The following is a 24936-nucleotide window of genomic DNA, read 5'->3' as shown; positions in this document are numbered from 1 at the left end:
ATTCGGGTAGTGGACTACGCATGCTTGTCCGGACCCGGGAGCCGACCATCGATGCAACATCGACGGTCCGGGGGTGGGATGAGCACAATCGAGGCAATGATCGTGCTGGCCGGGTCGACGCTGGTGCTCTGCACGGTGGCGATGTCGGTGATGAGTCGAGCCGTGCGCAGGGAGCACGGGGACTGGGTAGACACAGGCCGCAATCCCGAGGACGAACCAGGCTACCCATAGCCAACCTCGTGCTATCTAAACTTCCGTTCGATGAACGACGATCCTCGAGCGGTGCAGTTCGTCGGTGCGGGCCCGGGTGCCGCGGATCTGTTGACCGTACGCGCCGCCCGGCTGCTCGCCGACGCCGATCTGGTGCTCTACCCGGGCTCCTACCTCGACCCCGAGGTGCTCGGCCACTGCTCGCCGTCGGCGGAGCTGATCGACACCGAACACCTCGACCTCGACGCCATCGTCGATAGCCTGGTCGAAGGCCATCGGACGGGACGCCGCGTGGTGCGGTTGGTCTCGGGCGATCCGTCGGTCTACTCCGCGCTGTCCGAGCAGACCCGCAGGCTCGACGCCGCCGGGGTGCCGTGGACGGTGACCCCGGGTGTGCCGGCCTACGCCGCGGCAGCCGCCCGCGTCGGCCGTGAGCTGACCGTGCCACTGGTGGCTCAGTCGGTGGTCCTCACCCGCACCCAGCAGCGATCGACCGCGATGCCGGGCACGGAGTCGTTGAAAACCTTCGCGTCGACCCGGTCTACGCTGGTGCTGCACCTGGCCATCACCCGGATCCGGGAACTGATGGCCGAGGTGACGCCCGACTACGGGTCCGACTGTCCGGTGGTCGTGGTGTACCGCGCCTCCCAGCCCCAGGAGATGGTGCTGCGCGGCACGGTCGCCGACATCGCGGACTCCGTCGAGGGCGCCGGCCTTCGGCAGGCCGCGGTGATCCTGGTGGGTCGGGCACTGGCCGGCCGCCCACACCCCGAGGCCGGGCAGAGTTACCTCTATGACCCGGCGCGGGATCGCTCGGCCAAGCGCCAGGAGGGTGGGCGATGAGCGCTTGCGCGAAGAGCGGAAGACACCGATGAGCGCTTGCGCCGCGACGAGCCCGTGGGCGAGGAGCCATCGATGAAGAGCGGAAGACACCGATGAGCGCTTGCGCCGCGACCAGCCCGTGGGCGAGGAGCCATCGATGAAGAGCGGCCGGCCCCGCCGAGTCAGAGCTTGAGCACCCGGCCCGAGATCACCAGGTGAACTTCGTCGCAGCTCTCGGCGACGCGCTGATTGACCATGCCGAGCAGGTCGCGAAACAGCACACCGGACCGGTGGGCGGGCACCACGCCCAGCCCGACCTCGTTGGTGACCAGCACCGCCTCCGGCACCTCCTGCACCGCCGTGCACAGCGCGTCGATGTGGTCACCGATCATCCGGTCGACTTCAGGTGCGGCCGCGTCCCAGCACCGGCCGTCGTCGATCAGGGCGACCAGCCAGGTGCTCAGGCAGTCCACCAGCACCGGTCCGTCGGCGGCGGTGATCGCCGCGCTCAGGTCGGCGGTCTCCACGGTCTGCCAGTGCGCCGGACGCCGGGCCCGGTGCGCGGCGACCCGGGCGTCCCAGTCGGGGTCGCTGCCGTCGGCGTGACGGCCGGGGGCGATGTAGGTGACCCGGTCGGCACCGCTGAGCAGTCCTTCGGCGTGCCGGGACTTGCCGGACCGCGCACCGCCGGTGACCAGGATTCTCACCCGGCCATCGTAGTGACGGCCCGCACCCAGGCCAGCGCTTCGCCGACATCGTGGACGGCGGGCACACCGGCGGCACGGGGCGGCCGGCGCACGATGACGACAGCCAGGCCCAACTCGGCGGCCGCCGCCATCTTCGGCCAGGTGTGCTCGCCGCCGGAGTCCTTCGTGATCAGTACGTCGGCGCCATGCTCGCGGATCAGCGCCAACTCCCCGGGCAGCGCGTACGGTCCGCGGCTGGTGATCAGGCGCCAGCTCGGCGGCAATTCGACGTCTGGCGCCTGCACCACCCGGGCCAGCACGGCGTGCCCGCCGAGGTCGGGGACGAACCGGGCAAGCTCCTGACGACCGACGGTCAGGAACGGACGGCGACCCAGCCTCGCGGCGGTCGCCGCGGCCGCCTCGTGGGAGTCCACCCAGTGCCACGAGTCGTCCCCGCGTTCGGCCCAGCCCGGACGTTCCAGCCGCAACAGCGGGCGGCGGATGTCGCCGGTCGTGCAGGCGGTCACGGCGTTGGCGGAGATCGTCTTGGCGAACGGGTGCGTGGCGTCGACCACCGCGGTGAAATCCGCCAGCGCGGCGCGCAGCCCGTCCACCCCTCCGAACCCCCCGATCCGCACGTCGCCGGCCGGCAGCCGCGGATCGGCCACCCGTCCGGCCAACGACGACGTGACCTCGATCCCGTCGGCGAGCAATCGGTCGGCCAGCGAGCGCGCCTCGGCGGTTCCGCCGAGCAGCAGAATCCGTGGTGTCACGGCGCCCCCGGGGGAAGGAACGGCAGATCGCGCGGCGCCCCGCGGTGCGCGAGTTCCAGCATCGTGTCGACGTCGAGGTGTTCCTCGACGAGGTCGGCGAGCAGGTCCAGTCGCGCTTCGCGGGCGCTGGGGAACGACACCCCGGACGCGTCGATGCCCAGCGTCTCGGTCAGGAATCGGGCACGCAGCCCATCGTTTTCGAAGGCGCCGTGCCACATCGTGCCGTACACCCGGCCGCGCCGCCCGCCGCCGAGGAACTCCTCGACACCGGCGCCCCTGGTGATCCGGCCGTGGTGGATCTCGTACCCGGCGGCAGGCACCCCCAGCCAGTCGCCCTCGGGCAACCGAAGCGTCTTGGCCACAGCGAAATCCGTCTCGACGTCGAGCAGTCCGAGACCCTCGACCCGCGGTGTGGCGCCCTCCACCCGCTCGGGATCGCGGATCACCCGGCCCAGCATCTGGAACCCTCCGCAGATGCCCAGCACCGGTTTGCCCGCCGCGGCGTGTGCGGCCACCGCCCGGTCCATTCCTCGGGACCGCAGCCAGGCCAGGTCGGCGATGGTGGCGCGGGTGCCCGGCAACACGATCAGATCTGCATCGGCCAGACCGGTTGCGTTGGAGGCGAATACGACGTCGAGGTCAGGTTCCAGCCCGAGCGCGTCGACATCGGTGAAGTTACTGATGCGGGGCAGTCGCACCACCGCGACCCGGCGGGCGGCCGACCGCGGCGAGCGCCGGCCCGGTAGTTCCAGGGCGTCCTCGGAGTCGAGCCAGACATCGGCACGCCAGGGCAGGGTGCCGTAGACGCGGCGACCGGTGACCCGTTCCAGGTCGCGCAGCCCTGGCGCGAGCAGCGCCGGGTCACCGCGGAACTTGTTCACCACGAAACCGGCGATCAGCGCCTGGTCCTCGGCCGACAGCAGCGCGACGGTGCCGAAGAACGCGGCGAACACCCCGCCGCGGTCGATGTCGCCCACCACGATGGTGGGCAGGCCGGCATGCCGGGCGAGCCCGAGATTGACGTAATCCCCCGCACGCAGGTTGATCTCGGTGGGGCTGCCGGCCCCCTCGGCGATGACGACGTCGTAGCGGGCGGCCAGGTCGTCGTAGGCGGCGTGCGCGGCGGCCGCCAGTGCGCGGCGACCGTGCAGCCAGTCCGACGAGGAGACCTCGCCCCATGGCCGGCCCATCAGCACGACGTGGCTGCGCTGGTCGCTGCCGGGCTTGAGCAGCACCGGGTTCATCGCGGCCTCGGGCGTTGCGCGGGCCGCCAGCGCCTGCACCCACTGGGCCCGGCCGATCTCGACCCCGGCGCCGCCGGGCCCGGCGCACACCATCGAGTTGTTGGACATGTTCTGGGCCTTGTAGGGCGCGACCTTGACCCCGCGGCGCGCCAGCGCACGGCACAGTCCGGTGGTGACCACGCTCTTGCCCGCGTCGCTGGTGGTCCCGGCCACCAGTAGGCCCGCCATCAGGTCTTCCGCACCAGGAACAGGTCCATCACCCAGCCGTCCCGCGCTTCGGCGACGACCCTCGCGTCGGCGATTGCGGGTAGCACGTCGCCGACCCGGCCGGTGATCAGCTGCTCCCCGGGTGCCCCGAGGTTGGCGCCCCACCAGATGGTCCAGTCCTGCAGACCGGTGAAGTCCAGTCGATCGGGTGCCGGGTTGAGCATCGCGACGATGTTGTCCAGGCCGGCCGACACCGCCTCCTGCAGCCGCCGGCCGGTGGTGACGTGCACCGGGCGGCCCACCTCGTGCAGCACGATGCGATGACGGGCCGCCAGCAGCTGCGGTGCGCTGATGCCCGGCAGCACATCGAACTCGACGTCGACGCCGAGGGCACGGACCTTCTCGACGATGCGGATCGTCGAGTCGTACAGCGACGGGTCCCCCCAGACCAGGAAGATGGCCGTGCCGCCGCGCCGGCGCAGCAGGTCGGCGTAGCGGGCGGCGCGCGCGTCGTGCCAGTCTGCGACGGCTGCCCGATAGCCGTCGGCGGTCAGCCCGTCGGACCGGTCCCGGCTGGGGTCGGGCACCGCCACGATCTCCAACGGCCCGTCCGGACCGGGATGCGCGTCGACGATCTCGCGCCGCAGCGCCAGCAAGCGGTCGTCGTCGGACTTCTCGGCCGCCAGCACGTAATCGGCCGTCCGCAGTGCCGCGGCCACCTCCGGGGTGATGTGCTGCAGGCCCATACCGATGCCGAGGATCCGGATCCTCACCGACGCGCCCATCCCCGCGATTCTGCCCGGCTCCGGTCAGCGACCGCCAGGCAGCCCCGCCGCCGCGGCCCGGACCGCATCGGTGACCGCGGTGACGGTCGGGCTGTCCAGCTTCCAGCACTGCCAGTAGAGCGGGACGTCGAGGTGATGGTCGGTGACCGGCACGAAGGACGTGTCGATGAGCTGCTGCGGATACATCCCCCAGCCGAGGCCGGCCCGCACCGCGGCGCCGAACCCCTCCGCCGTCGGGATGTAGTGCACGGGTCGACTAACCGACCGACGGAAAGCCTTGCGTAGCAGCTGATCCTGAAGTGCATCGGCCCGGTTCCAGGCCAGTGACGGCCCCGCGGCCGCGGCCTCGGCGGTGAATCCGTCGGGCAGGTATCGACGCACGTAGTCGGCGCTGGCCACTGGGTGATACCGCATCACACCCAGCGGCTGCACCCGGCACCCGCCGACCGGCGCGCGTTCGGTGGTCACCGCACCCATCACGACGCCCTCCCGCAACAGCCGGGCGGAGTGATCCTGGTCCTCGATGCTGATGTCGAACAGCACCCCGGGAAGACGGGCGAACACCCCGGTGAACCACGTCGCCATCGAGTCCGCGTTCACCGCCACCGCGACCCGGGGTAGATCCTCTGCCCCGCCGCGCATCTCGGCCAGCGCCTCGGATTCCAGCAGAGTCAGTTGGGCGGCCAGCCGCAGCAGCGGCACACCGGCGGGCGTGGCGACACAGGGCTTCTCCCGCAGCACCAGCACTTGCCCGACCCGTTGCTCGAGCGCCTTGATCCGCTGGCTGATCGCCGACGGGGTGACGTGCAGGTGCGCGGCGGCGGCGTCGAAACTGCCGAACTCCACGGCGGCCGACAGCGCCGCGAGCTGGCCGGCGTCGAGTTGGTCAGCCACATCATTGATGTTAATCCGGACTGTCAGATCATCAGCAATGCTTAACCAGGGCGAAGGCTTCGATGCTGAACCCGGCCGCGGCTCGATCCCGGTGCGCCGCGGCTAACCGGCTCTGCTCACATAGTTCTCGGCGGCACGCCGGATGGACTCCTCGGTCGGACGGGGATGCCAGCCGAGTTCCCGGGTGGCCTTGGCATGGCTGGCCGGCGACGCGTGCTCCAGCAAGAACGCGCCCTGCCTGCTGAGCGGGAGGTTGCGGCGCAGGACCGCGGAGGCCGCGTCGCTGAGCCAACCGACGGCGTACATCACGGCCATCGGCATGCCGAACCGTGGCGGGCGGGCGCCGCCGGCCGTCGCAGCCGTGGTCACCAGCTCCTGATGTGTCATGAACCGATCGGAGACGATGTAGCGCTCGCCGACCCGGCCCCGGCGGCTGGCCCGCAGCATCGCATCGGCAGCGTCGTCGATCCCGACCACCTCGAACCCGACCCCACGGATGTAGAACGGCATCTTCCCGAGGGCGGCCATCTGCACGAACACCCCCTGCCGGGGCTGCCAATCCGGCGGCCCATACGGGTTGGACACGTTGGCCACCACCGCGGGGAGACCCCGCTCGGCGGCGTAGCGCAACACCAGCGCCTCGGCCGCACGCCGGGACTCGATGTAGCCGCCGGACCGGTCCGCCCAGTTGAACGGCGTGTCCTCGTCCACACTGTCGCCGCCCCGGTTCACCGCGATGGTCCCGATGGTGCTGAGGAAGACGAACCGCTGCAGCGGCATGTCGACGGCGACGTCCAGGACCTTGCGCAGGCCCTCGACGTTGGTCGCGAACAGCGGCCCGGGATCGCGCAGTTCCGCCCTGGTGTCGACGATGCAGTAGTAGACCACGTCGCGATCGGCCATCGCCGCCGCCACCGTCGCCGCATCGAACGGGTCGCCGTAGCGGCGATCCACGTCGTAGCCGTCGATTCCCTTCGTGGAACTCGACTTTCGCAACAGCACCCGGACGTCGGCACCCGCGTCGACCAGGTGCCGTGTCACGCACGCCCCGACGTTGCCGCTGGCCCCCAGCACCAGGGCACGCTGCCCGCTCATATCATCGTCATCGGCCATCGGCGGCCATGGTAACCGAACGGGATACCGCGACACCGACGGATCGGGCGGCTACGTGACCAGTTGGGTCAACTCGGAGGCTTCCTCCGACACGGTGTCGTAGACGCGGACGACGGCCTGGTCACCCGCCGTGAGGAAGGTCGACTCCCCCAGCGGGGTGTACCGGGTGGCGCCGATGCCGATGAGGACGTGCTCCGGGTGCCCGCTGGCGACCATCAGGGCTCCGACATCCTCGAGTGGGGTGTCCGGCGATCCCTTCTGGTTGGCCAGGCGCTCGACGATCCAGTCCAGCAGCACCTCGCCGTAGTACGAGTAACCGATCAGCGGACTGTCGACGCCGTAGGCGTGCTGCTTGCCACCACTGCGCAGGAAACAGACCAGGCGCAGTGTCGCGGTCGGGCCGTCCGGGGTCAGGTCACTGATCTCGAAGAACGTGGGGGCGACGCCTTTGGAGGCCGGCCCCCAGTTCTTCTTGTAGCTGATCTTCGGCGCGCCCGGGCGGCGGATCGAACAGTCGTTGAACGCCCCGAGCGCGAACGGCTGCAAGGTAACGACGGTGTCGCCCTGCCACACCACCCGGCAGACCAGCCCCACCTCGGGCTCGATCTGCAGGTTCAGCGGCCCATCGCTCTCACCGGGAAGCTGGATCGCATCGTTGGACAGCGGGAATTCACCGAGGAAGGTGTCCGAGCCCGGGGCGTACCACGGAAAGATCCCCTTCGGTGCGGTGCCCTCGGTGGCCACGTTCACGAAGTCGACGGCCTCGCCGGCCTGCTCGAGGTGCCCGGCGAAATTGCCCGCCACCCCGAAACCGAACCAGTTGCGCATCTCGCTCAGGGCGATATCGATCACGGTTGGCCAGAGTACGGGGTGCACCATCCCGTGATCAGCCGGGTTGCCCGCGCCGGCGCCTCTGCAGACTGAGTTCGTCACGCTCGCCGAACCGGACCAGATGGCCGGCCACCGACGACGGCTCAACGGGCGCCCGGGTGATCACAGCGCGATAGGTCAGGCGGCCTTTCTCAAGCGCCTCAGTGCATCGAACATTCTGTTCTGGGCCTCGACGACCGGCCCGGGTCGCAGGTTCGGATCGATGTGGTAGGCGTCCGGCACCTCATCGATCAGATGGAACAGCCCTTCCGTTTCGGCGATGCTTCTGTTCGTTCGGGCATTGAAGATCGCGGACCTGCCGAGGACGAGCAGGCCGACGTTGACACCCTTTTCTCTCGCCGCTGCCAGATTCGGCCGGATGTCCGGATTCCGCAGGCCCACCACCTCGCGGATCGCGAGCAGCGGATTGTCGGTGATGTGCCGGATGACGTTCTTCATCATGTCCGGGGGGGGATTCTCGAGCGCCCTGAAGTGGGCGGAGGCCCGCTTCAACTCCTCGTTCCACAGATCACCGAGGCGCACGTCGTGCTGCGCTATTCCGGACGGGTCCTGCAGAATCATGCTTTCGACGTACTCGCCGCAGAATGCCGCCATTTCGGGCAGGGTCATTCCGCCGTACGAGTGGCCGCTCGCCTGCACCTTCTCGACACCGGTGCGCCTGATCGTCGCCTTGATGACCGCACGACCGTTCTGCGCGGTGCGCAGATAAGGGCTTCGCCGGTGTCTGGCATCGAGCAGCTGAACCCGCAACGGCAGGTGCCGGTGCGTCGCGAAGGTGACGAACCGTCGCCCGGACTGTGCGGTCGCGGCCGCTTCCCCCATGTAGAGATTGCCCGTCGTCCACAGCCCGCCGAATTTGACCGTAGCCATCTCCGAGACCAGCGGAACCTCTTCGGTGTCAGGTTCGTAGAGGAACACGTCCCTGATCGTTCTGCCGGCGATCTTCACCTCAAGGCGTTCTCGGTAATAGGCCGGTTTCCCGTCACTGGGCACGATGTGCTCACGGTCCGGCCCACCCGTCAGATAAGAACGGCTACCACGGTCATCGACTATTTCATAAGACAAGGCAGATCCTCTTCCGTGCGGCGTTTGACAAACACCCCACCACCAGCTGGGCCGGTGTGAGCACGTCCACGCCCCGTTGACGTTTGGTCTGCATGGCTGCGCGGCCGAAGTAAACAGTTTCTCCCCGCTACTGCGTTGAGGGAAGGGTTTCAGAAATGTGGAGTGGATTTCAAGGACTTTGGTCCCAATTTTCACAGGATCTTTGTCCGGATGGCACTACCACTGACCTAGCGACTGTCGATTACCCGTCGCGGCTCGGACCCCACTGCGGGTACGGCAGGCCGTCCGGGAGATGGCCCGCGGCCTCCACGAGGCTGGATCTACATTAGTACTTCTTATGTAGCTGAAGATTCTTTAGCTGTACTGATGCTCATCACACTCCCTAGGTTGGTCGGCGTGACCAGTTCCGTCGTCGTGCTCAGCGGCTTCGCCACCACCATGGCGCTGATCGCCGCCATCGGCGCCCAGAACGCCTTCGTCCTGCGTCAGGGCATCCGGGGCGAGCACGTGCTCGCCGTGGTCACCCTGTGCACCGTGTCCGATCTGGTGCTGATCTTCGCCGGCATCGCGGGCTTCGGAGCACTCATCGCCGCCCACCCCGACCTGGTGACGGTGGCCCGGTACGGCGGCGTGCTGTTCCTCATCGGCTACGGCCTGCTCGCGGCGCGGCGGGCCTTCACACCGACCACCCTCACCCCTACCGAGGCCGCGCCCGCACGACTGGCCGGAGTGCTGGCCACCTGCCTGGCGCTGACGTTCCTCAACCCGCACGTCTACCTGGACACCGTCATCCTGCTGGGGGCCCTGGCCAACGAGCACCGGGACGGCCGCTGGTTGTTCGGGGTGGGTGCGGTCGCTGCGAGCGCGGTGTGGTTCACCGGACTGGGATTCGGGGCCAGGCGGCTGCGCGGATTCTTCGCCGCGCCGCGGACCTGGCGACTGCTCGACGGCGTGATCGCCGCGATGATGCTCGGACTCGGGGCGGCGCTGGCGCTCGGATGAACCCCGCGCGCCGCTCTGGCACAAACTGCGGGACAATCGGGGGCATGTCCCAGGACGACGATCCCGGCAAGGCGATGGGGCTTCGGGAACGCAAGAAGCGCCGGACGCGTGAGGACATCCGGCTGACCGCGTACCGCTTGTTCGCCGAGCACGGCTACGCCGATACCACGGTCGAGCAGATCGCCGAGCAGGCCGACGTCTCGCCCCGCACGTTCTTCCGGTACTTCCCCAACAAGGCCGCCCTGCTGATACCCGATCAGTTGATGGGCCCGATCATCGAACTCTTCCTCGCCGCGCCGCCCGAGTTGTCCCCGTTCGCCGCGTACAAGCATGCGCTCGAGCAGGTGTTCGGCGGCTTCGCCGGACCCGAATGGGCCGAGGAGATGAGCCGCCAGCAGCTGCTGTACACGCTGCCCGAGGCCGCGGGCGGGCTCTACAGCGAGTACATCCATGTCATCGAGCTGATCACCGAAGCGCTGGCACAGCGTCTCGACCGGCCGCTCGACGACCCGAATCTGCGGATCACCGCCGGTGCGATGACCGGGGTGATGATGGCCGCGCTGCACGGCACCCCGATGAAACCGGAGACCATCTTCGCGGGACTGGACTTCCTCGACGCCGGGCTTCCGCTGCGCCCGCGGGTGGATGCCCCGACCGACGACGAGGAATGACGCGGCCACGTCCTGCGCACTACCCTCCTGACATGGTCAGAACGCCCTTCGCGCCGTCCACGCTGTAACCCTTGTCGACGATGTGGTCCCGGCGCAGCTTCTTGACGGCGACCGCCGGAGCGGTGTTCGTCTCGGCCTGCAGCACGGACGAACCTCCCGGAACGGTGGCCGATGACGGCTCGGTCACGGTCGCACATGCCTTCGGCGAGACCCGCGTTCCCGCACCACCCACCCGGGTGGTCAGTGCGGGCCTGACCGGCGCCGACGACCTGCTGGGCCTCGGTGTGGTCCCGGTCGCGGTGACCGACTGGTTCGGCGGTGAACCCTTCGGCGTGTGGCCGTGGGCACGTAAGCAGCTCGGCGACGCCAAGCCGGAGGTGCTCGACCTGACCGACGGTGTTCAGGTCGCGCGCATCGCCGCGCTGCGTCCCGACCTCATCGTCGCCACGAACGCCGGCCTGGACCAGGACACCTATACCGAGCTGTCGGCCATCGCGCCGACGATCCCGCAGTCCGGGCAGGACGCGTTCTTCGAACCGTGGCGCGATCAGGCCGGAGCCATCGGCGAGGCCGTGTTCCACCACGAGGACATGCAGAGCCAGATCGCCGGCATCGACGCTGCGTTCGGCACGATCAGGGAATCCCATCCGGAGTTCGCGGACACCAGGGTGCTGCTGCTCGGCGGAACCCTGCAGCCCGACGGTGCCGCGGTGCTGGGGCCGACCTGGCGTCGCGAGTTCCTCACCGAGATGGGGCTCACCGTCGCCGACACCGACGGGCCGCTGATCGCGCGCGACCGGATGGCCGCGGTGCTCGGGGACGCCGACGTGCTGATCTGGGCCACCGAGAGCGATGACGAGCAGGCCGCGCTGCTCGCCGACCCGGTGGTGGCCCGGCGGGCCGGGCGCAACGTGTTCACCGGCAGGGAACTCGCCGCAGCCATCGCCTACGCGTCGGTGCTGTCGTGGCCGGTGGTCGCGGCCCGGTTGCCGACCATGATCAAGACCGCCCTCGGCTGATCTAATGATGCGGTGACCAGCGAGCAGACCACCGATCACGAGCAGCACGCCGCGTTCGCCCGGGTCGGGTCGGCCTACTACCCGGTCCTCGTCGCGGTGTTCACCGCGCTGGTGATCATCTCCAACGTCACCGCCACCAAGGGGGTGGCCTTCGGGCCGATCATCACCGACGGCGGGTTCATCGTGTTCCCGCTGACCTATGTGATCGGCGACGTGCTGTCCGAGGTGTACGGCTTCAAAGCGGCCCGGCGCGCGATCTTCACCGGGTTTGCGATGAATGCCCTTGCCGCGCTTGCCTTCTGGATCACCATCTACCTTCCGGCCGCGGACTTCTACGCCAACCAGGAGCACTTCGAGAACGTCGTCGGCGCGTACACCCAGTTGATCGTCGCGGGGCTGGCCGGCTTCATCGTCGGTCAGACGCTGAACGCGTGGGCGGTGGTGGCGATCAAGGAGCGCACCAAGGAAAAGCACCTGTGGGCCCGCCTGATCGGGTCGACGTTCGTCGGGCAGCTCGGCGACACCGTGGTGTTCTGCGCGATCGCGGCCAGCGCGATCGGGATCAACACCTTCGGTGATTTCGCCGTCTACACCGCGCTGGGCTGGCTGTACAAGACCGCCATCGAGGTCGTCATGCTGCCGGTGACCTACCGCGTCATCGCGTTCATCAAGCGGCGCGAGCCCACGTATCACCCCGTGTTCTGAGCCATCGTTAAGGCTGCTCTGGCAAGGCTCCGAGAGCTTTCCGGAGTACGGGCCCACAAAAGCTACTCGGCGGTAGCTTGGGCAGATGAGCGTGACAGCGGATGTGATGGACACGATGTACACCGGTGGCGCGGGGATCCGGGACTACGGCGATCGGGCGCTGCTCCTCGAGTTCGCCGACACCGTCGAGGTGCTGGCATGGACCGACGCCCTGCGGGCCGCCGACCTGCCGGGGGTGGAGGACATCGTCCCCGCCGCCCGCACGGTCCTGGTCAAACTGGCGCAGTCGCGCTACCTGGCCCCCACCCGGCAGCGGCTGGCCCGGGTCCGGGTCAGCCAGGACCGCCCTGCGGCGCCGGCGAACGGCCGCGCCGACGTCGTCATCGACGTCAGTTACGACGGCGAGGACCTCGACGAGGTGGCCCGGCTCACCGGCATGACCTCCGGCGAGGTGGTCGCCGCGCACACCGGACGGCCCTGGCGGGTGACGTTCAGTGGCTTCGCACCGGGGTTTGCCTACCTGGCGGGTGGCCACGAACGCCTGGCGGTGCCGCGACGGCCCGATCCCCGCACCAAGGTGCCGGTCGGCTCGGTCGGCCTGGCCGGCGAGTTCAGCGGGGTCTACCCACGCGAGTCGCCCGGCGGGTGGCAGCTGATCGGACGCACCGCCGCGCCGCTGTGGGACATCGAACGCGAGATCCCGTCACTGTTGACGCCCGGGCTGTGGGTGCAGTTCCAGGCGACCGACGGCGGGGTGCGGCCATGAACGTGACGCTGGAGGTGCTGCAGACCGGCCCGCTGGCACTGGTGGAGGACCTCGGCCGGCCGGGGCTGTCGCACCTGGGGGTGACCCGCTCGGGGGCGGCGGACCGCCGGGCGCACACCCTGGCCAACCGGCTGGTCGCCAACCCGGACGACCGCGCGACCGTCGAGGTGACGATGGGCGGGTTCACCGCGCGGGTGCACGGCGGCGGCCGGGAAGGGGTGGCGATCGCCGTGACCGGGGCCGACACCAACCCGGCCGGGAACGGAGTTCCGTTCGGCACCAACAGCATCCACCATGCCCGTGACGGCGAGGTGATCTCGCTGGGCGCTCCGCGTTGCGGCCTGCGGTCCTACCTGGCGGTGCGCGGCGGATTCGATGTGCAGCCCGTGCTGGGGTCGCGCAGCTACGACGTGATGTCGGCGATCGGCCCGCTGCCGCTGCGGCGCGGCGATGCCCTGCCGGTCGGCATCCACACCGACGAATTCCCCGAACTCGACCAGGCGCCGGTCGCCCGGCTCGATGACGCGGTGCTCGACCTGAGGGTGGTGCCCGGGCCCCGGGACGACTGGTTCGTCGATCCCGACATCCTGGTGCGCACCAACTGGCAGGTGACCAACCGCAGCGACCGGGTCGGAATGAGGCTGGTCGGGATGCCGCTGGAGTACCGGTGGCCGGACCGCCAGCTGCCCAGCGAGGGGGCCACCCGCGGTGCGATCCAGGTGCCGCCGAACGGATTCCCGGTGATCCTCGGCCCCGATCACCCCGTCACCGGGGGTTATCCGGTCGTCGGCGTGGTGGCCGACGACGACGTCGACCGGATCGCGCAGGCCCGGCCCGGTCAGACGGTCCGCCTGCACTGGTCCCGTCCCCGGCGGCCGTGGGAGCCCGCCGACCACTGACCCACCCCGCCCACTCCGCCCACCCCGCGAGAGTGAAGTTGCCAGCACGCTCGTGCACCAACGTGAAGTCGCCTTCACGCGGCGGTACCACAGCGCCGCCCGCCCGGCGCTGGTAGAACCGGGGTGTGCGTGCACGCCTCGTCCACACCTCCGACCTCGACGACGAGACCCGCGAGGGTGCCCGCCGGATGGTCACCGAGGCGTTCGGCGGCGGCTACACCGACGTCGACTGGGAGCACGCGCTGGGCGGAATGCACGCGGTCATCTGTCAGCACGGCGCGCTGATCGGGCACGCAGCGGTCGTCCTGCGCCGCCTGCTCTACCGCGACGCCGTGCTGCGCTGCGGGTACGTCGAGGGCGTGGCCGTACGCGAGGACCAGCGCGGACAGGGCCTGGGCAGCACGCTGATGGACGCCGTCGAACAAGTCGTCCGGGGTGGCTATCACCTGGGCGCACTGAGTGCCACCGAGCTCGGCCGGCCGCTGTATGCGGCGCGGGGCTGGCGCACCTGGACCGGACCCACCTCGGTGCTGGCGCCCCACGGGGTGACCCCCACCCCCGACGACGACGGAACCGTGATGGTGCTGCCGGGCGTGCTGCCGCCGGACGTCGATCTGGACACCGGCAGCGCGCTGACCTGCGACTGGCGCGACGGCGACGTCTGGTGAACCGGACCTCACAGCGGGACATCCGCTGTGGTGAGCGGAAGTTCACTGCCCGGCGGGGCGCGACATGACCAGGCAATGACCGCTTAATCACGGCGACACATGTGGTGAATAGACAGTAGCCATGAGTGAGCCGGACTGGTCACCGCTCACCGGTTTCCGGGTCGCGGTGACGTCAGCGCGGCGTGCCGACGAACTCAGCACGCTGCTGCGACGTCGTGGCGCCACCGTCACCAGCGCCGCGGCGATCGAGATGGTCCCGCTGCCCGACGACGACGAACTGCGCCTCCACACCCAGACGTTGATCGACTCGCCCCCGGACATCGTCATCGCCACCACCGGGATCGGTTTCCGCGGGTGGATCGCCGCGGCCGACGGCTGGGGGATCTCGACCGAGCTCACCGAATCGCTGGCCAAGGCGCGCATCGTCTCGCGCGGGCCCAAGGCGACCGGCGCATTGCGCGCGGCGGGGCTGCCCGAGGAGTGGTCGCCCGAGTCGGAATCGTCGCGCGAGCTGCTGCACTACCTGATCGACGGTGGCATCTCCGGAGCGCGCATCGCGGTGCAGCTGCACGGCGCGACCGCGGAATGGGATCCGTTTCCGGAGTTCCTCGACGAGCTGCGCGCCGCGGGTGCCGAGGTGGTGCCGATCCTGGTCTACCGCTGGCACCCCGCTCCCCGGCACGGCGCCTTCGACCAGCTGGTCGCCGGTATCGCCGAGGAGGGCTTCGACGCGGTGAGCTTCACCTCCGCACCCGCCGTCGCCTCGGTGCTGATGCGCGCCGCCGAACTCGGCATCGAGGCCGCGGTGCTGTCCGCGCTGCGCAACGACGTGCACGCGATGTGCGTCGGCCCGGTGACCGCACGCCCGCTGGTCCGGTTGGGGGTGCCGACATCGGCCCCGGAGCGGATGCGGCTGGGCGCGCTGGCGCGCCACATCACCGACGAACTGCCGCTGCTGCGCGCCCGCACGCTCCGGGTGGCCGGGCGGCTGCTCGAGATCCGCGGCAACTGCGTGCTGGTCGACGGCGAGGTCAAGGTGATGTCGCCGGCCGGTATGGCGACCATCCGGGCGCTGGCCCACCGCCCCGGGACGGTGGTCTCGCGGGCCGATCTGCTGCGCGCACTGCCGGGTGCGGGTACCGACACCCACGCCGTGGAGACCGCCGTGCTGCGGCTGCGCACCGCACTGGGCGACAAGAAGATGGTGGCGACCGTGGTGAAGCGGGGATACCGGTTGCCGGTGGACGAGGCGTTCGCCTCATGACCTTCCTGCTGGTCGCGCACGGCACCCGAAAGCAGCGCGGGGTGGCGCTCATCGGCGACCTCGCCGATCGCGTCTCGGCGGCACTCGACGCGCCGGTGCACGTGACATTCGTCGACGTGCTCGGGCCCACCCCGAGCGAATTGCTGTGCGAACTACCGGACCGGCCGACGGTGCTGGTGCCGGCCTTCCTGGCCCGCGGCTATCACGTCAGCCGGGACATCCCCGCACACGTGACGGCCAGCGGCCATCACGATGTCACGGTGACCCGCGCGCTGGGCCCCGATCCGCAGCTGATCCGGGTCATGATCGATCGGCTGCTCGAATCCGGCTGGCGGCCGGCAGATTCGGTGATCCTCGCCGCCGCGGGCACGTCGGATCCGGCCGCGATGCGTGACCTGCACACGACGGCCACCTGGCTCTCGGCGATGGTCGGGGCGCGTGTCGAGTTGGCGTTCGCCGCCACGGGTGCGCCCACGGTGGCCGATGCGGTCGCCGCCGCCAGGCGCCGGGGGCGGCGAGTCGTCGTGGCGTCATACCTGTTGTCGGAGGGCCTGTTCCAGGATCGGCTGCGGGACAGCGGGGCCGACCTGGTCACCGATCCGCTGGGCACCCATCCGGGAGTGGCCCGGCTGATCGCCGGCAGATTCCGGCGCGCCCACGCGATGGCCGGCGCGCCGGCCGCGCGGTCAGGGATGCGGGGTCGTTGACGGCGGCAGCGCCGCCACCAGCGGGGTGTCGGCACCCACCCGGCCCAGCTTCAGCGCGCCACCGGGATCGCCGAGCGGAGCATCGCGCCCCGGCAGCACCATGGTGAAGAACGCTGCGTTGTCCTCGAGGAACCCGGCTTCCTCATCGGGCAGGTCGGCCTCGTAATAGATGGCCTCGACCCGGCACGCGAGGCGGCACGCGCCACAGTCCACGCACTCGTTGGGGTTGATGTACATCGCCCGTTCGCCCTCGTAGATGCAGTCGGCGGGGCACTCCTGCATGCACGACTTGTCCACGATGTCCACGCATGCGCTGCCAATCACGTAGGTCATGGTTACGACGGTATGGGGGGACCCAAGGCGACGTCGTGGGCCGAAAGTCCCCTCTTGGGTAACGGTTCGGGTGCGCTTGCACACACTGTAGTCACTCGACTACAGTCATTTCCGAGGTTGCAGTCAAACGACTACAGGAGGGGAACGGCCGTGCCCACCGGATCTCGGACAGACGGCATGACCGCCCCGCGATCACCCGCCTGCGCCGCCGAACTGCTGATGATGCCGAACCGGCGCGGCGCCACCGCCAGCGTGATCATGCAGCTGGCGCTGCCCCCGGTCGGATACGGCGTGCTGGAGAGCAGGGTTGACAGTGGCAACGTGATGAAGCATCCGTTGCACCGTGCCCGCACCACGGCGACCTACCTCGCAGTGGCGATGCTGGGCACCGACGACGAGAAGAACGCCTATCGCGCAGCCGTCGGCGGATCGCACCGCCACGTCCGGTCCACCGAGTCGAGCCCGGTGTCCTACAACGCCTTCGACGGCACCGCTCAGCGGTGGGTGGCGGCCTGTCTGTACCGGCTCTACGAGGACAGCTGGGGGCTGTGTACCGGCCGGCCCGGGTCATGGCTGCCCGACGACATCTATCGTCAGTGCGCAACGCTGGGTACCACGCTGCAGGTGCGCGACGAGCAGTGGCCCGCCGACCGGGCCGCGTTCGAGGAGTACTGGCAGCAGGGGCTTTCCGCGCTGCACATCGACCCGCCGGTACGCAACCACCTCGAACGCCTGCTCGGCCGCGAGCAATGGGGTGTTGCCGGCCGCATCGGGCTGGACCGGCATCGCTTTTACACCACCGGATTTCTGCACGAACCGGTGCGGTCGATGATGGGCCTGCAATGGACCGCCGAGGATCAGCGCGAGTTCGAGGCACGGATGGCCGGCATCGGCCGCCGCATCCTGCGGCTGCCGCCGCGGCTGCGCCGGCCGATCCCCGAGCTGGCCCTCGCCGACCTGCGCAGGCGGCGCCGCAACGGCCTGCCGCTGATCTAGCCGTACGCAACGGCCGAACCCGGAGGAACCATCAGGGGGTGTCGCGGGCCGCGAAGTGACGTTGACGCGCCCGAATAGCCTCGGCCCGCTCGTCTTCGGTCACACGGTGAGCGGCGTCGAAGTAGTCGCCGATCTCGCTGGTGTGGATGACTGTGAACGTGGGCGTTGACGGTTGCCCGGGTGTACTCGCCCGCCATGTGACGACTCCCCTTCGGTAGCCCCTCGCATCGAGCCAGTTACGCACACCAAAATCCCTCGTCGCGAGCAAGATTCGCACACGGCCGTCATCGACCTGGGATTGCGCGAGATTGAGGCTGGTCTGACGCGTCGCGATGTCGATCATCTCGCTCCAGACATTGGTCAGACAGATGCCGACGTAGGGAGCGCCGGGTGGAACGTCGTACTGGATGACGGCGGCCTCGTCGTCGGCCAGTTCCCAGGCGATCGGTACGAACCACGCTCCGGCCATGGCGGATGGCGGCTGCATCGGTGGGATCACAAAGTTTTTCGGCAATGCGCCGAACACTCGCTCGGGAATGTCCTTGATCCACATGGTGAACAGGTCACGCGAGGCAGCGAGGTGCGCGTCGAAGGCAGTGATCGACTGCTCGAGCGACATGACATCAGCCGGGGGGTCAGGATCGACAGCCTCGATGCCGATCCTGCCCTTACTCTGAGCGTCCCAGTCACCGAACGTCTGGTAGCAGCAGAATGAATCGGCCCCGGGCGGAAGCGGGTACCAGTTGGTGTCACCCCTCCTTTCCCGGCCGAAGTAGATCTCGAATGAGCCGTCGTCTCCGAGCGTCAACTCATCCGAGAGCACCTTCACCGACTCGGCCTGGTCGTCCTTGCCTGCGTACACACCGAAGGTGGTTTGCGCGACCGAACCGACGCTGCCGTAGACCCGGTACTCGTGTTCGTCGTCGATGCGGGCCGACAGGTAGAGCGTGTCGGGATTGGAGTGGCCCCAGTTCCATGGCGAATACTGAGCGTTGATCAACGTCGGCCGCGCAGGGTCGCTGTGCAATTGCAGGCCCATGTACTGGATATGCCCGATCATCCTGCGCAGCAGCCCCGCCGTCGCGCCCTCGTCGCCGGCCCCTTGGGCGAGGGCGAGTTCGAGCAGCTGATCATTCAGCTCCCGGAATCGCGCCCAGGCCGAACGGATCTCGTCAGCGAGGTGATCGGTCACGGGTGTCCTCGATTCCGTAGAAGTCCCGGTAGTACTGGTAGTCAGGCCATATCTCGTCGACGTCGAGTCCGTAGTCGGCTGCGTTGTAGACATTGGGTTTGCGCGACGACAAACCGCGCCTCCCCATGAATTCGGTCATCTTCCGCCGGGTTCGCGCGGTCAGCTCGATCCCGAAGTGCGCATATATCTCGGCAACGCACTCCAACGGTTCGCGCACCATCCGAGTCATCGGAAAGTCGATGAATTGGTCCGCCCGGTCTGCGAACTGCTGACGCAGCTCGACGTTGCGCCGCAACATGGCGCTGGTGCGCCAGCGCATGTACCGGCCGTGGTCGTGCCAGTCGATGTCGTCCTCCACCATCGCGAAAACCGTTCCGCTGAGCTTGCAGCTGGACGCGACGACCTCGGTCGGCTCCCGATACGTGGTCACCATCCGAGCGTCGGGAAAGACGGCGAGGATCTTGTCGATGTTGTTCATGTGCGGCGGTGTCTTCAGCAGCCAGCTCTCGCGCGGACGCAGGCCGCCGCTCTGCATGTACTGCAGCAAAAGTCGTTGCTCCTGGTACACCCAGGTGCGGTCCTGTTCGGTCAGCCACCGGTCATATCCCTGGCAGTTGAACATCACGTGGAAGGTCTCGCTGTGAAAGGCGTAGGCGTGCAGCAGTGCACATTCCTGCGCCTCCCAGGCTCCGATCGGATGTGCGGCATCCAGATCGGGGGCCAGCGAAAGGCTCCGGTCGATCAGCTTCTGGCTGCGCTCAATCCGCGGATCTGTCTGCATCGTCGCAGGATCCAGCGGTGGATGCAGTTCATCGCATTCCCAGGTGAGCGGGTAACGGAAACGGTCGTCTTGGCTGAGCAGGTGGTGCGTGATGGTGGTGCCGGTGCGCGGGGCGCCGATGAGGAACACCGGCTTCTCGATCACCTCGTCGCGGATCTCCGGATGCAGTCGAAGGTGCTCGGTGAAGAGCAGTCGCCGGCGGAGCAGATTGGTGATGTGCGAGGACGCGATGACCCGGCCGATACCGTTGAGACGGTCCTCGCTTTCCAGGGATTCGATGAGTCGGCCGAGACCCTCTTCGAACCGTGGATCGCCGAAGTCCGTCAGACCGCCGGCCTCTCGGCTGGCTCGGTCCATCAGCGCGTACTTTCGTAACGGCATCGGATGGGCACCCACACGGCGCGCAGCGCGATAGCCCAGGTTCAGCGCGCGGATCGGCAGTGGTCTCGGGGGTGCTTCGATGGCCGTGGCGATCACTTCTTCAACGTGTGGGCATCGTTGCCCGACATCGGCACTGGATTCGGTGCGTTCAGCGTGGATCGGTGCCGTTGTGGTCTGATATACGTTACGATCTGAACGTAATGCAGTCAATCAGCGGATCCGAGCAGCACCGACACGGCAGGGCGCGGTCCCGGGGCCGTCCGCGCGACAGGCGGATCGACGACGCGGTCCTGCGCGCGACCGTCGAGTTGCTCGAGGAAATCGGCTACGGCCGCCTGACGATTCCGCTCGTTGCGGCGCGGGCGGGATCGACGCCACCGGCGGTATATCGGCGATGGCCGACCAAGATCGAACTCGTGTATGAGGCGGCATTTCCGACGCCACCCAGCACGGAGTTGCCGCTGACAGGCGATGTCGAGTCCGCGGTCCGTACACTGATCCAGGCGTCCGTCGCGCTGTTCAGTGCACCGGCAGTGCACTCGGCGTGGTCGGGGCTGATGGCCGAATTACCCTCTGAGCCTGGGCTATCCGCGCGACTGCTCGGGCGGCAGCAGGACAGCACATACCTGCTGTTGCAGCACTTCCTCGACGAGGCCGCCGCTGAGGGACGCGCGCAGGAAGGCATCGACGCACGGGTATTGGTCGACATGATCGGCGGCACCGTGTTGATGGCGTTGGCGAATGAGCGGACCGTCGATGATGCGTGGATCGACCAGTCCACCGCCCTGATCGCCAGGGGACTCGCACGATGACCGCTGTCGCGCATGTGCATTCCCCGTAGCCGACGGCGCTGACGGGCTACGGGGAATGCACGTTCGCGTGCCGGTCGGTCAACAGCCGACCTGGACGTCACCCTCGGCGGTGATCCGGGTCGCGTACACCGGCAACGAGTACTGCGGATCGTCCAGGCACACACCGTCGTCGAGGGCGAAGGCCTGCTTCTTGATCGGTGACTGCACGGTCGGGCGGCCGGCCCGGTCGCCGACGATGCCGCGTGACATCACCGCGGCACCCGAGAACGGGTCGATGTTGCCGACCGCATACAGCGAACCGTCGTCGAGGCGGAACAGGGCGGCCTGGCCACCGTCGGGCAGCAGCACGCCGACCCCCCGGTTCGGCAGTAGCCGGTCATAGCGACACGCCGCCGTCCAGACGGTGACGTCGTCGAGCAGCGTCATGATTGCCCTCCCACCCTCGGAACCCCGATATCGGTTGGCACCCGCCGCCCGCCACGTTCGGTGAACGTCACCGTGGGATCGGGAATCTCCGGGGCGTTGACGAACGACACGAACCGCGAGAGTTTGTCCGGGTCCTCGAGGACGCCCTTCCACTCGCATGCGTAGCCGGCGACGTGCCGCGCCATCGCCGCCTCGAACTCCTCGGCCAGTCCCAGCGAGTCGTCGCAGACGACGTCGCGGACGTGCTCCAGGCCGGTCTTGTCCGGTAATTCCATGGCCTCCAGCCACGGCGCTGTGCGCTGCAGCCGGTCGGCGGTGCGGATGTAGAACATCAGGAACCGGTCGATATATCGGATCAGCGTCTCGTCATCGAGGTCGCCGGCCAGCAGCTGGGCATGCCGAGGGGTCATCCCGCCGTTGCCGCAGACGTAGAGATTCCACCCGTTCTCGGTGGCGATCACGCCGACGTCCTTGCTCTGCGCCTCGGCGCATTCGCGCGCGCAGCCCGAGACCGCCATCTTGATCTTGTGCGGGGCACGCAGACCCCGGTAGCGCTTCTCGATCGTGACGGCCATGTCCACGGAATCCTGCTGCCCGTACCGGCACCAGGTGCTTCCCACGCAGCTCTTGACCGTGCGCAGCGCCTTGCCGTACGCGTGGCCGGACTCCATGCCGCCCTCGACCAGCCGGCGCCAGATCTCGGGCAGCTGATCGACGCGCGCACCGAACATGTCGATGCGCTGCCCACCGGTGATCTTGGTGTACAGGTCGAAATCCCTGGCGATCTCACCGATCAGGATCAGCTGCTCCGGGGTGATCTCACCGCCCGGCGACCGCGGCACCACCGAATAGCTGCCGTTCTTCTGGATGTTGGCCAGGAAGTGGTCGTTGGAGTCCTGCAGCGACGCGGCCTCGCCGTCCAGGATGTGGTCCGAGCTCGTCGACGCGAGGATCGAGGCGACCACGGGCTTGCAGATGTCGCAACCCTTCCCGGTGCCGAACCGCTCGATCAGCCCGGAGAAGGTGCGGATCTCGGTGGCGGTGACGATCTCGAACAGCTCGGCACGCGACTGGCCGAAGTGCTCGCACAGGGCCTTGGACTGCTCGACGCCCTCGGCCTCGAGAAGCTGCTTGAGCAACGGCACACACGAGCCGCAGGAGGTGCCCGCCTTCGTGCACTTCTTCAGCGCGGGAACGTCGTGGCAGCCCGAGGCGATCGCCTCGGTGAGATCCGCCTTGGCGACGTTGTTGCAGGAGCAGATCTGGGCCGCCGGCGGAAGTGCTCCGACACCCAGGGCGGTCGATCCGCCCTGCGATCCGGCGGGCGCGATCAGGGCCAGCGGATCGCCGGGCAGGGTCTCGCCGACCATTGGCCGCAGCACGCCGTAGGCCGACGCGTCACCGACCAGGATGCCGCCCAGCAGCGTCCTGGCATCGTCGGAGAGCACCAGTTTGGCGTAGGTCTGGCCGACCGCGTCGTTGACGACCACCTCGAGGCAGTCCGGGGTGAGGCCCATCGCGTCGCCGAAGCTGGCGACGTCGACGCCGAGCAGCTTGAGCTTGGTGGACATGTCGGCGGTGCCGAACTCCGCCGCGCCGCCGAGCAGCCGGTCGGCGACCACCTCCGCGCTGGTGTAGCCCGGCCCCACCAGGCCGTGGCAACGGCCCTCGATGGCGGCCACCTCGCCGATCGCGTAGATGCCCGAGCCCGGCAGATCCACCACGGCACAACCGGTGTCGGTCAGCACGCCGCCGTGCTCGGCGATCGCCAGACCCGCATCGCGGGCGATCTGGTCGCGGGGACGCACGCCGGCGGCGAAGATCACCACCCCCGCGTCGATCGTGGTGCCGTCGCCGAGGGTGACCCGCGCCGATCCGGCTCCGCCATCTCCGGCCGCGTCGATCTGCCTGGTGCCGACCCCCGTGTGGACCTCGATGCCCAGGTCACCGATCATCCGCGCCAGCAGCGCGCCGCCGGCCTCGTCGAGCTGCTGGGCCATCAGCCGCGGGGCCATCTCGACGACGTGCGCGGTCATCCCGAAGCCCCGCAACGCGTTGGCCGCCTCCAGGCCGAGCAGCCCGCCGCCGATCACCACGCCCGCCGTCCCGGCGCCGGCAGCGAGCGCGCGCACCGCGTCCGCCCGGATCGCGTCCAGGTCGTCGAGGGTGCGGTAGACGTGACAGTTGGGCAGGTCGTGGCCGGGCACCGGCGGCACGAAGGCATACGACCCGGTCGCCAGCACCAGCGCGTCGTAGTGGACGCGGGCTCCGTCCGCGGTCGTCACCGTCTTGCCGGCCGGGTCCACATCGGTGACCGCGCTGCCCAGGCGCACCTGCACCAGCGCGTCGCCGGGGTAGTCGTTGCCGGGCAGCGCGAGCCGGCTCCGGTCCCAGTGCTCGGTGTACCCGGTGAGCCCGACGCGGTCGTAGGCGGCGTCGGACTCCTCGGCGAGGACGGTCACCCGCCACCCGCCCGCCGGGTCACGGGAGCGGAGAGCCTCGACGAAGCGGTGACCGACCATCCCGTGCCCGACGACCACGACGTGAGAATGTGCAGCCATAACGGCAGGTTAAGCAGCGCACATTGCCGAATTGTCGCCTCGTGTGACGGACCCATCACGGTGTGCTCACCGCGGCCGGGGGGCTGTTGTGAGCCTGTTCGCCGACAGCGAAGGCGATTCCGGAACATGAGCGTGGTGCGCTCATGTTATCCAGACAGCGACCCGGTTGACGAGCCGGTCACGACCTTAGGAGATGACATGAGCAATGTGACACTGTGGCCCCGGCAGGGCTGGAGCCCGGCACACACCGAGCGTTGGGTGCGCGACTTCTTCGGCCCCGCCAACGTCGGCGACTGGGCCGGCGACGTCAACCCCGCCGTCGAGGTGATCAGGGACGGGGACGACGCGGTGATCCGGGTGGATCTGCCGGGCGTCGACGTGAACAAGGACGTCACCGTCGAGATCGACAAGAACCGTCTGGTGATCCGCGGCGAGCGCCGCGACGAGCGTTCCGAGGAGTCCGGCGGGCGCACGGTCAGCGAGATCCGCTACGGGTCGTTCGAGCGTTCCTTCGCGTTGCCGTCGCACCTCACCGGCGACGCCGTGTCGGCCGAGTACGACGCGGGTGTGTTGACCGTACGCGTCGCCGGCGCCCACAAGGGCGCCCAGGCTCAGCGCATCTCGATCGACAGCAAGTAACGCGATACGTCAGAACCGTTGGGAGCCATTGGTTCCCAACGGTTTTCGGCTATGCCCAGCGGGCTGGGATCTCGCTGGCCCGCTCCGCGAGCGCGGCCTGCCACAGCGGCCCGAAACTGATCCGCGCCACCCCCAGCGGACCGTGGGAACCCGGATCGGCCTGGTCCGGCGCAGCGATCGATCGTCGAAGGTCATGCCCTCGTTGTCGGGCTCGCCGACCGAATCGGCCACCGGATGGCTACCGACCGTCAGCGCCGCGAACCCGGCGTCGGCGGCCGGCCGCGCCGACCCAGGCGTCCCACACCGTCGGCAGGATCACCGGGTTCCCCGGCTGGTGCAACGCCAGCAGGGTGTCCGCCCGGACCTTCAGTGGCTCCTACGGCACCGACGTCCTCCGGCCCTCAACGTGATCTGTCTCACCATC

General features: G+C 68.9%; 28 protein-coding genes and 1 pseudogene. 14 read left to right on the top strand and 15 right to left on the bottom strand.

Translation table 11 applies throughout. The annotated features are described in order from the left end of the window. The first annotated feature begins 78 nt into the window (after nucleotides 1–78). Nucleotides 79–231 carry a hypothetical protein gene (locus JDV09_RS06715; protein WP_221368336.1) on the top strand — a complete coding sequence of 51 codons (153 nt, stop codon included), beginning with the start codon at nucleotides 79–81 and terminating at the stop codon, nucleotides 229–231. Between the two features lie 30 nt (nucleotides 232–261). Next, the gene (gene cobM, locus JDV09_RS06710; RefSeq protein WP_221368335.1) at nucleotides 262–1053 is read left to right on the top strand and encodes a precorrin-4 C(11)-methyltransferase; all 792 of its coding nucleotides are present in this window, start codon (nucleotides 262–264) and stop codon (nucleotides 1051–1053) included. A gap of 161 nt (nucleotides 1054–1214) precedes the next feature. Here cobM and JDV09_RS06705 read toward each other — a convergent pair whose 3' ends face one another. From JDV09_RS06705 to JDV09_RS06670, 8 genes are all read right to left on the bottom strand, one after another. Then, nucleotides 1215–1739, bottom strand: a complete 525-nt coding sequence (locus JDV09_RS06705; RefSeq protein ID WP_221368334.1) for a bifunctional adenosylcobinamide kinase/adenosylcobinamide-phosphate guanylyltransferase — start codon at nucleotides 1737–1739, stop codon at nucleotides 1215–1217. Next, on the bottom strand, nucleotides 1736–2491 hold the full coding sequence (locus JDV09_RS06700; protein WP_221368333.1) for a cobalt-precorrin-6A reductase: 756 nt from the start codon (nucleotides 2489–2491) through the stop codon (nucleotides 1736–1738). Before JDV09_RS06700 ends, JDV09_RS06705 begins: the two co-directional genes overlap by 4 nt. Continuing rightward, nucleotides 2488–3963, bottom strand: a complete 1476-nt coding sequence (locus JDV09_RS06695) for a cobyric acid synthase (protein WP_221368332.1) — start codon at nucleotides 3961–3963, stop codon at nucleotides 2488–2490. Before JDV09_RS06695 ends, JDV09_RS06700 begins: the two co-directional genes overlap by 4 nt. Continuing rightward, complete coding sequence (gene cobF / locus JDV09_RS06690) at nucleotides 3963–4727, bottom strand: precorrin-6A synthase (deacetylating) (RefSeq protein WP_221368331.1); 765 nt, start codon at nucleotides 4725–4727, stop codon at nucleotides 3963–3965. Before cobF ends, JDV09_RS06695 begins: the two co-directional genes overlap by 1 nt. Nucleotides 4728–4751: 24 nt before the next feature. Then, nucleotides 4752–5621 (bottom strand): LysR family transcriptional regulator ArgP, encoded by an 870-nt coding sequence (locus JDV09_RS06685; protein ID WP_221368330.1) that lies wholly within the window; start codon nucleotides 5619–5621, stop codon nucleotides 4752–4754. A 102-nt stretch (nucleotides 5622–5723) separates the two neighbouring features. Next, nucleotides 5724–6734 carry an NAD-dependent epimerase/dehydratase family protein gene (locus tag JDV09_RS06680; RefSeq protein WP_221368329.1) on the bottom strand — a complete coding sequence of 337 codons (1011 nt, stop codon included), beginning with the start codon at nucleotides 6732–6734 and terminating at the stop codon, nucleotides 5724–5726. Between the two features lie 51 nt (nucleotides 6735–6785). Further along, the gene (locus JDV09_RS06675; RefSeq protein WP_221368328.1) at nucleotides 6786–7586 is read right to left on the bottom strand and encodes a DUF5718 family protein; all 801 of its coding nucleotides are present in this window, start codon (nucleotides 7584–7586) and stop codon (nucleotides 6786–6788) included. A gap of 156 nt (nucleotides 7587–7742) precedes the next feature. Next, nucleotides 7743–8573: a hypothetical protein gene (locus JDV09_RS06670; RefSeq protein ID WP_221368327.1), complete on the bottom strand. Its 831-nt coding sequence runs from the start codon at nucleotides 8571–8573 to the stop codon at nucleotides 7743–7745. A 555-nt stretch (nucleotides 8574–9128) separates the two neighbouring features. Between JDV09_RS06670 and lysE the strand changes: the two genes are divergently transcribed. Both lysE and JDV09_RS06660 read left to right on the top strand, forming a co-directional pair. After that, nucleotides 9129–9692 carry an L-lysine exporter gene (gene lysE, locus JDV09_RS06665; RefSeq protein ID WP_255604969.1) on the top strand — a complete coding sequence of 188 codons (564 nt, stop codon included), beginning with the start codon at nucleotides 9129–9131 and terminating at the stop codon, nucleotides 9690–9692. 44 nt (nucleotides 9693–9736) lie between these two features. Then, a complete protein-coding gene (locus tag JDV09_RS06660; protein WP_255604930.1) occupies nucleotides 9737–10363 on the top strand; it encodes a TetR family transcriptional regulator in 627 nt (208 codons plus the stop codon). 19 nt (nucleotides 10364–10382) lie between these two features. On the opposite strand, the gene JDV09_RS26590 is transcribed toward JDV09_RS06660, so the two are convergent. Next, a complete protein-coding gene (locus JDV09_RS26590; protein WP_255605012.1) occupies nucleotides 10383–10508 on the bottom strand; it encodes a hypothetical protein in 126 nt (41 codons plus the stop codon). Nucleotides 10509–10527: 19 nt separating this feature from the next. Between JDV09_RS26590 and JDV09_RS06655 the strand changes: the two genes are divergently transcribed. From JDV09_RS06655 to JDV09_RS06625, 7 genes are all read left to right on the top strand, one after another. Then, nucleotides 10528–11382, top strand: a complete 855-nt coding sequence (locus tag JDV09_RS06655; protein ID WP_308124037.1) for an ABC transporter substrate-binding protein — start codon at nucleotides 10528–10530, stop codon at nucleotides 11380–11382. 12 nt (nucleotides 11383–11394) lie between these two features. Next, nucleotides 11395–12087: a queuosine precursor transporter gene (locus tag JDV09_RS06650; RefSeq protein ID WP_221368325.1), complete on the top strand. Its 693-nt coding sequence runs from the start codon at nucleotides 11395–11397 to the stop codon at nucleotides 12085–12087. Between the two features lie 85 nt (nucleotides 12088–12172). Further along, the gene (locus tag JDV09_RS06645) at nucleotides 12173–12853 is read left to right on the top strand and encodes a 5-oxoprolinase subunit B family protein (RefSeq protein ID WP_221368324.1); all 681 of its coding nucleotides are present in this window, start codon (nucleotides 12173–12175) and stop codon (nucleotides 12851–12853) included. Continuing rightward, the gene (locus tag JDV09_RS06640; RefSeq protein WP_221368323.1) at nucleotides 12850–13752 is read left to right on the top strand and encodes a 5-oxoprolinase/urea amidolyase family protein; all 903 of its coding nucleotides are present in this window, start codon (nucleotides 12850–12852) and stop codon (nucleotides 13750–13752) included. Before JDV09_RS06645 ends, JDV09_RS06640 begins: the two co-directional genes overlap by 4 nt. A gap of 125 nt (nucleotides 13753–13877) precedes the next feature. Then, the gene (locus JDV09_RS06635; protein ID WP_221368322.1) at nucleotides 13878–14420 is read left to right on the top strand and encodes a GNAT family N-acetyltransferase; all 543 of its coding nucleotides are present in this window, start codon (nucleotides 13878–13880) and stop codon (nucleotides 14418–14420) included. Between the two features lie 121 nt (nucleotides 14421–14541). Beyond that, nucleotides 14542–15684 carry a uroporphyrinogen-III synthase gene (locus JDV09_RS06630; protein WP_221368321.1) on the top strand — a complete coding sequence of 381 codons (1143 nt, stop codon included), beginning with the start codon at nucleotides 14542–14544 and terminating at the stop codon, nucleotides 15682–15684. Next, nucleotides 15681–16391 (top strand): sirohydrochlorin chelatase, encoded by a 711-nt coding sequence (locus JDV09_RS06625; protein ID WP_221368320.1) that lies wholly within the window; start codon nucleotides 15681–15683, stop codon nucleotides 16389–16391. The genes JDV09_RS06630 and JDV09_RS06625 overlap by 4 nt, the downstream gene beginning before the upstream one ends. Here JDV09_RS06625 and fdxA read toward each other — a convergent pair. After that, nucleotides 16371–16724 (bottom strand): ferredoxin, encoded by a 354-nt coding sequence (fdxA, locus tag JDV09_RS06620; RefSeq protein ID WP_221368319.1) that lies wholly within the window; start codon nucleotides 16722–16724, stop codon nucleotides 16371–16373. The genes JDV09_RS06625 and fdxA overlap by 21 nt on opposite strands. A gap of 177 nt (nucleotides 16725–16901) precedes the next feature. On the opposite strand from fdxA, the gene JDV09_RS06615 reads away from it, so the two are divergent. After that, entirely contained in the window at nucleotides 16902–17720 is an 819-nt protein-coding gene (locus JDV09_RS06615) for an oxygenase MpaB family protein (protein WP_255604929.1), read from the top strand. Between the two features lie 31 nt (nucleotides 17721–17751). Here JDV09_RS06615 and JDV09_RS06610 read toward each other — a convergent pair whose 3' ends face one another. Further along, on the bottom strand, nucleotides 17752–18912 hold the full coding sequence (locus JDV09_RS06610) for a DUF1214 domain-containing protein (protein WP_221368318.1): 1161 nt from the start codon (nucleotides 18910–18912) through the stop codon (nucleotides 17752–17754). After that, entirely contained in the window at nucleotides 18893–20170 is a 1278-nt protein-coding gene (locus tag JDV09_RS06605) for a sulfotransferase family protein (RefSeq protein WP_308124036.1), read from the bottom strand. Before JDV09_RS06605 ends, JDV09_RS06610 begins: the two co-directional genes overlap by 20 nt. A 65-nt stretch (nucleotides 20171–20235) precedes the next feature. Between JDV09_RS06605 and JDV09_RS06600 the strand changes: the two genes are divergently transcribed. Continuing rightward, the gene (locus JDV09_RS06600; RefSeq protein ID WP_308124035.1) at nucleotides 20236–20886 is read left to right on the top strand and encodes a TetR/AcrR family transcriptional regulator; all 651 of its coding nucleotides are present in this window, start codon (nucleotides 20236–20238) and stop codon (nucleotides 20884–20886) included. Nucleotides 20887–20964: 78 nt separating this feature from the next. On the opposite strand, the gene nirD is transcribed toward JDV09_RS06600, so the two are convergent. Then, nucleotides 20965–21312 (bottom strand): nitrite reductase small subunit NirD, encoded by a 348-nt coding sequence (gene nirD, locus JDV09_RS06595; RefSeq protein WP_221368317.1) that lies wholly within the window; start codon nucleotides 21310–21312, stop codon nucleotides 20965–20967. Then, a complete protein-coding gene (gene nirB / locus JDV09_RS06590) occupies nucleotides 21309–23873 on the bottom strand; it encodes a nitrite reductase large subunit NirB (RefSeq protein ID WP_221368316.1) in 2565 nt (854 codons plus the stop codon). The genes nirD and nirB overlap by 4 nt, the downstream gene beginning before the upstream one ends. Before the next feature lie 198 nt (nucleotides 23874–24071). On the opposite strand from nirB, the gene JDV09_RS06585 reads away from it, so the two are divergent. Further along, nucleotides 24072–24512 carry an Hsp20/alpha crystallin family protein gene (locus JDV09_RS06585; RefSeq protein ID WP_221368315.1) on the top strand — a complete coding sequence of 147 codons (441 nt, stop codon included), beginning with the start codon at nucleotides 24072–24074 and terminating at the stop codon, nucleotides 24510–24512. A 180-nt stretch (nucleotides 24513–24692) separates the two neighbouring features. Here JDV09_RS06585 and JDV09_RS26585 read toward each other — a convergent pair. Further along, nucleotides 24693–24882: pseudogene (locus tag JDV09_RS26585) on the bottom strand (isocitrate lyase/phosphoenolpyruvate mutase family protein); the annotation flags it as partial. Nucleotides 24883–24936 lie beyond the last annotated feature (54 nt).

This window comes from Mycolicibacterium xanthum, assembly GCF_019710635.1.
Taxonomy (GTDB): Bacteria; Actinomycetota; Actinomycetes; order Mycobacteriales; family Mycobacteriaceae; genus Mycobacterium; species Mycobacterium xanthum.
This window is presented reverse-complemented; position numbering and strand designations above follow the sequence as displayed.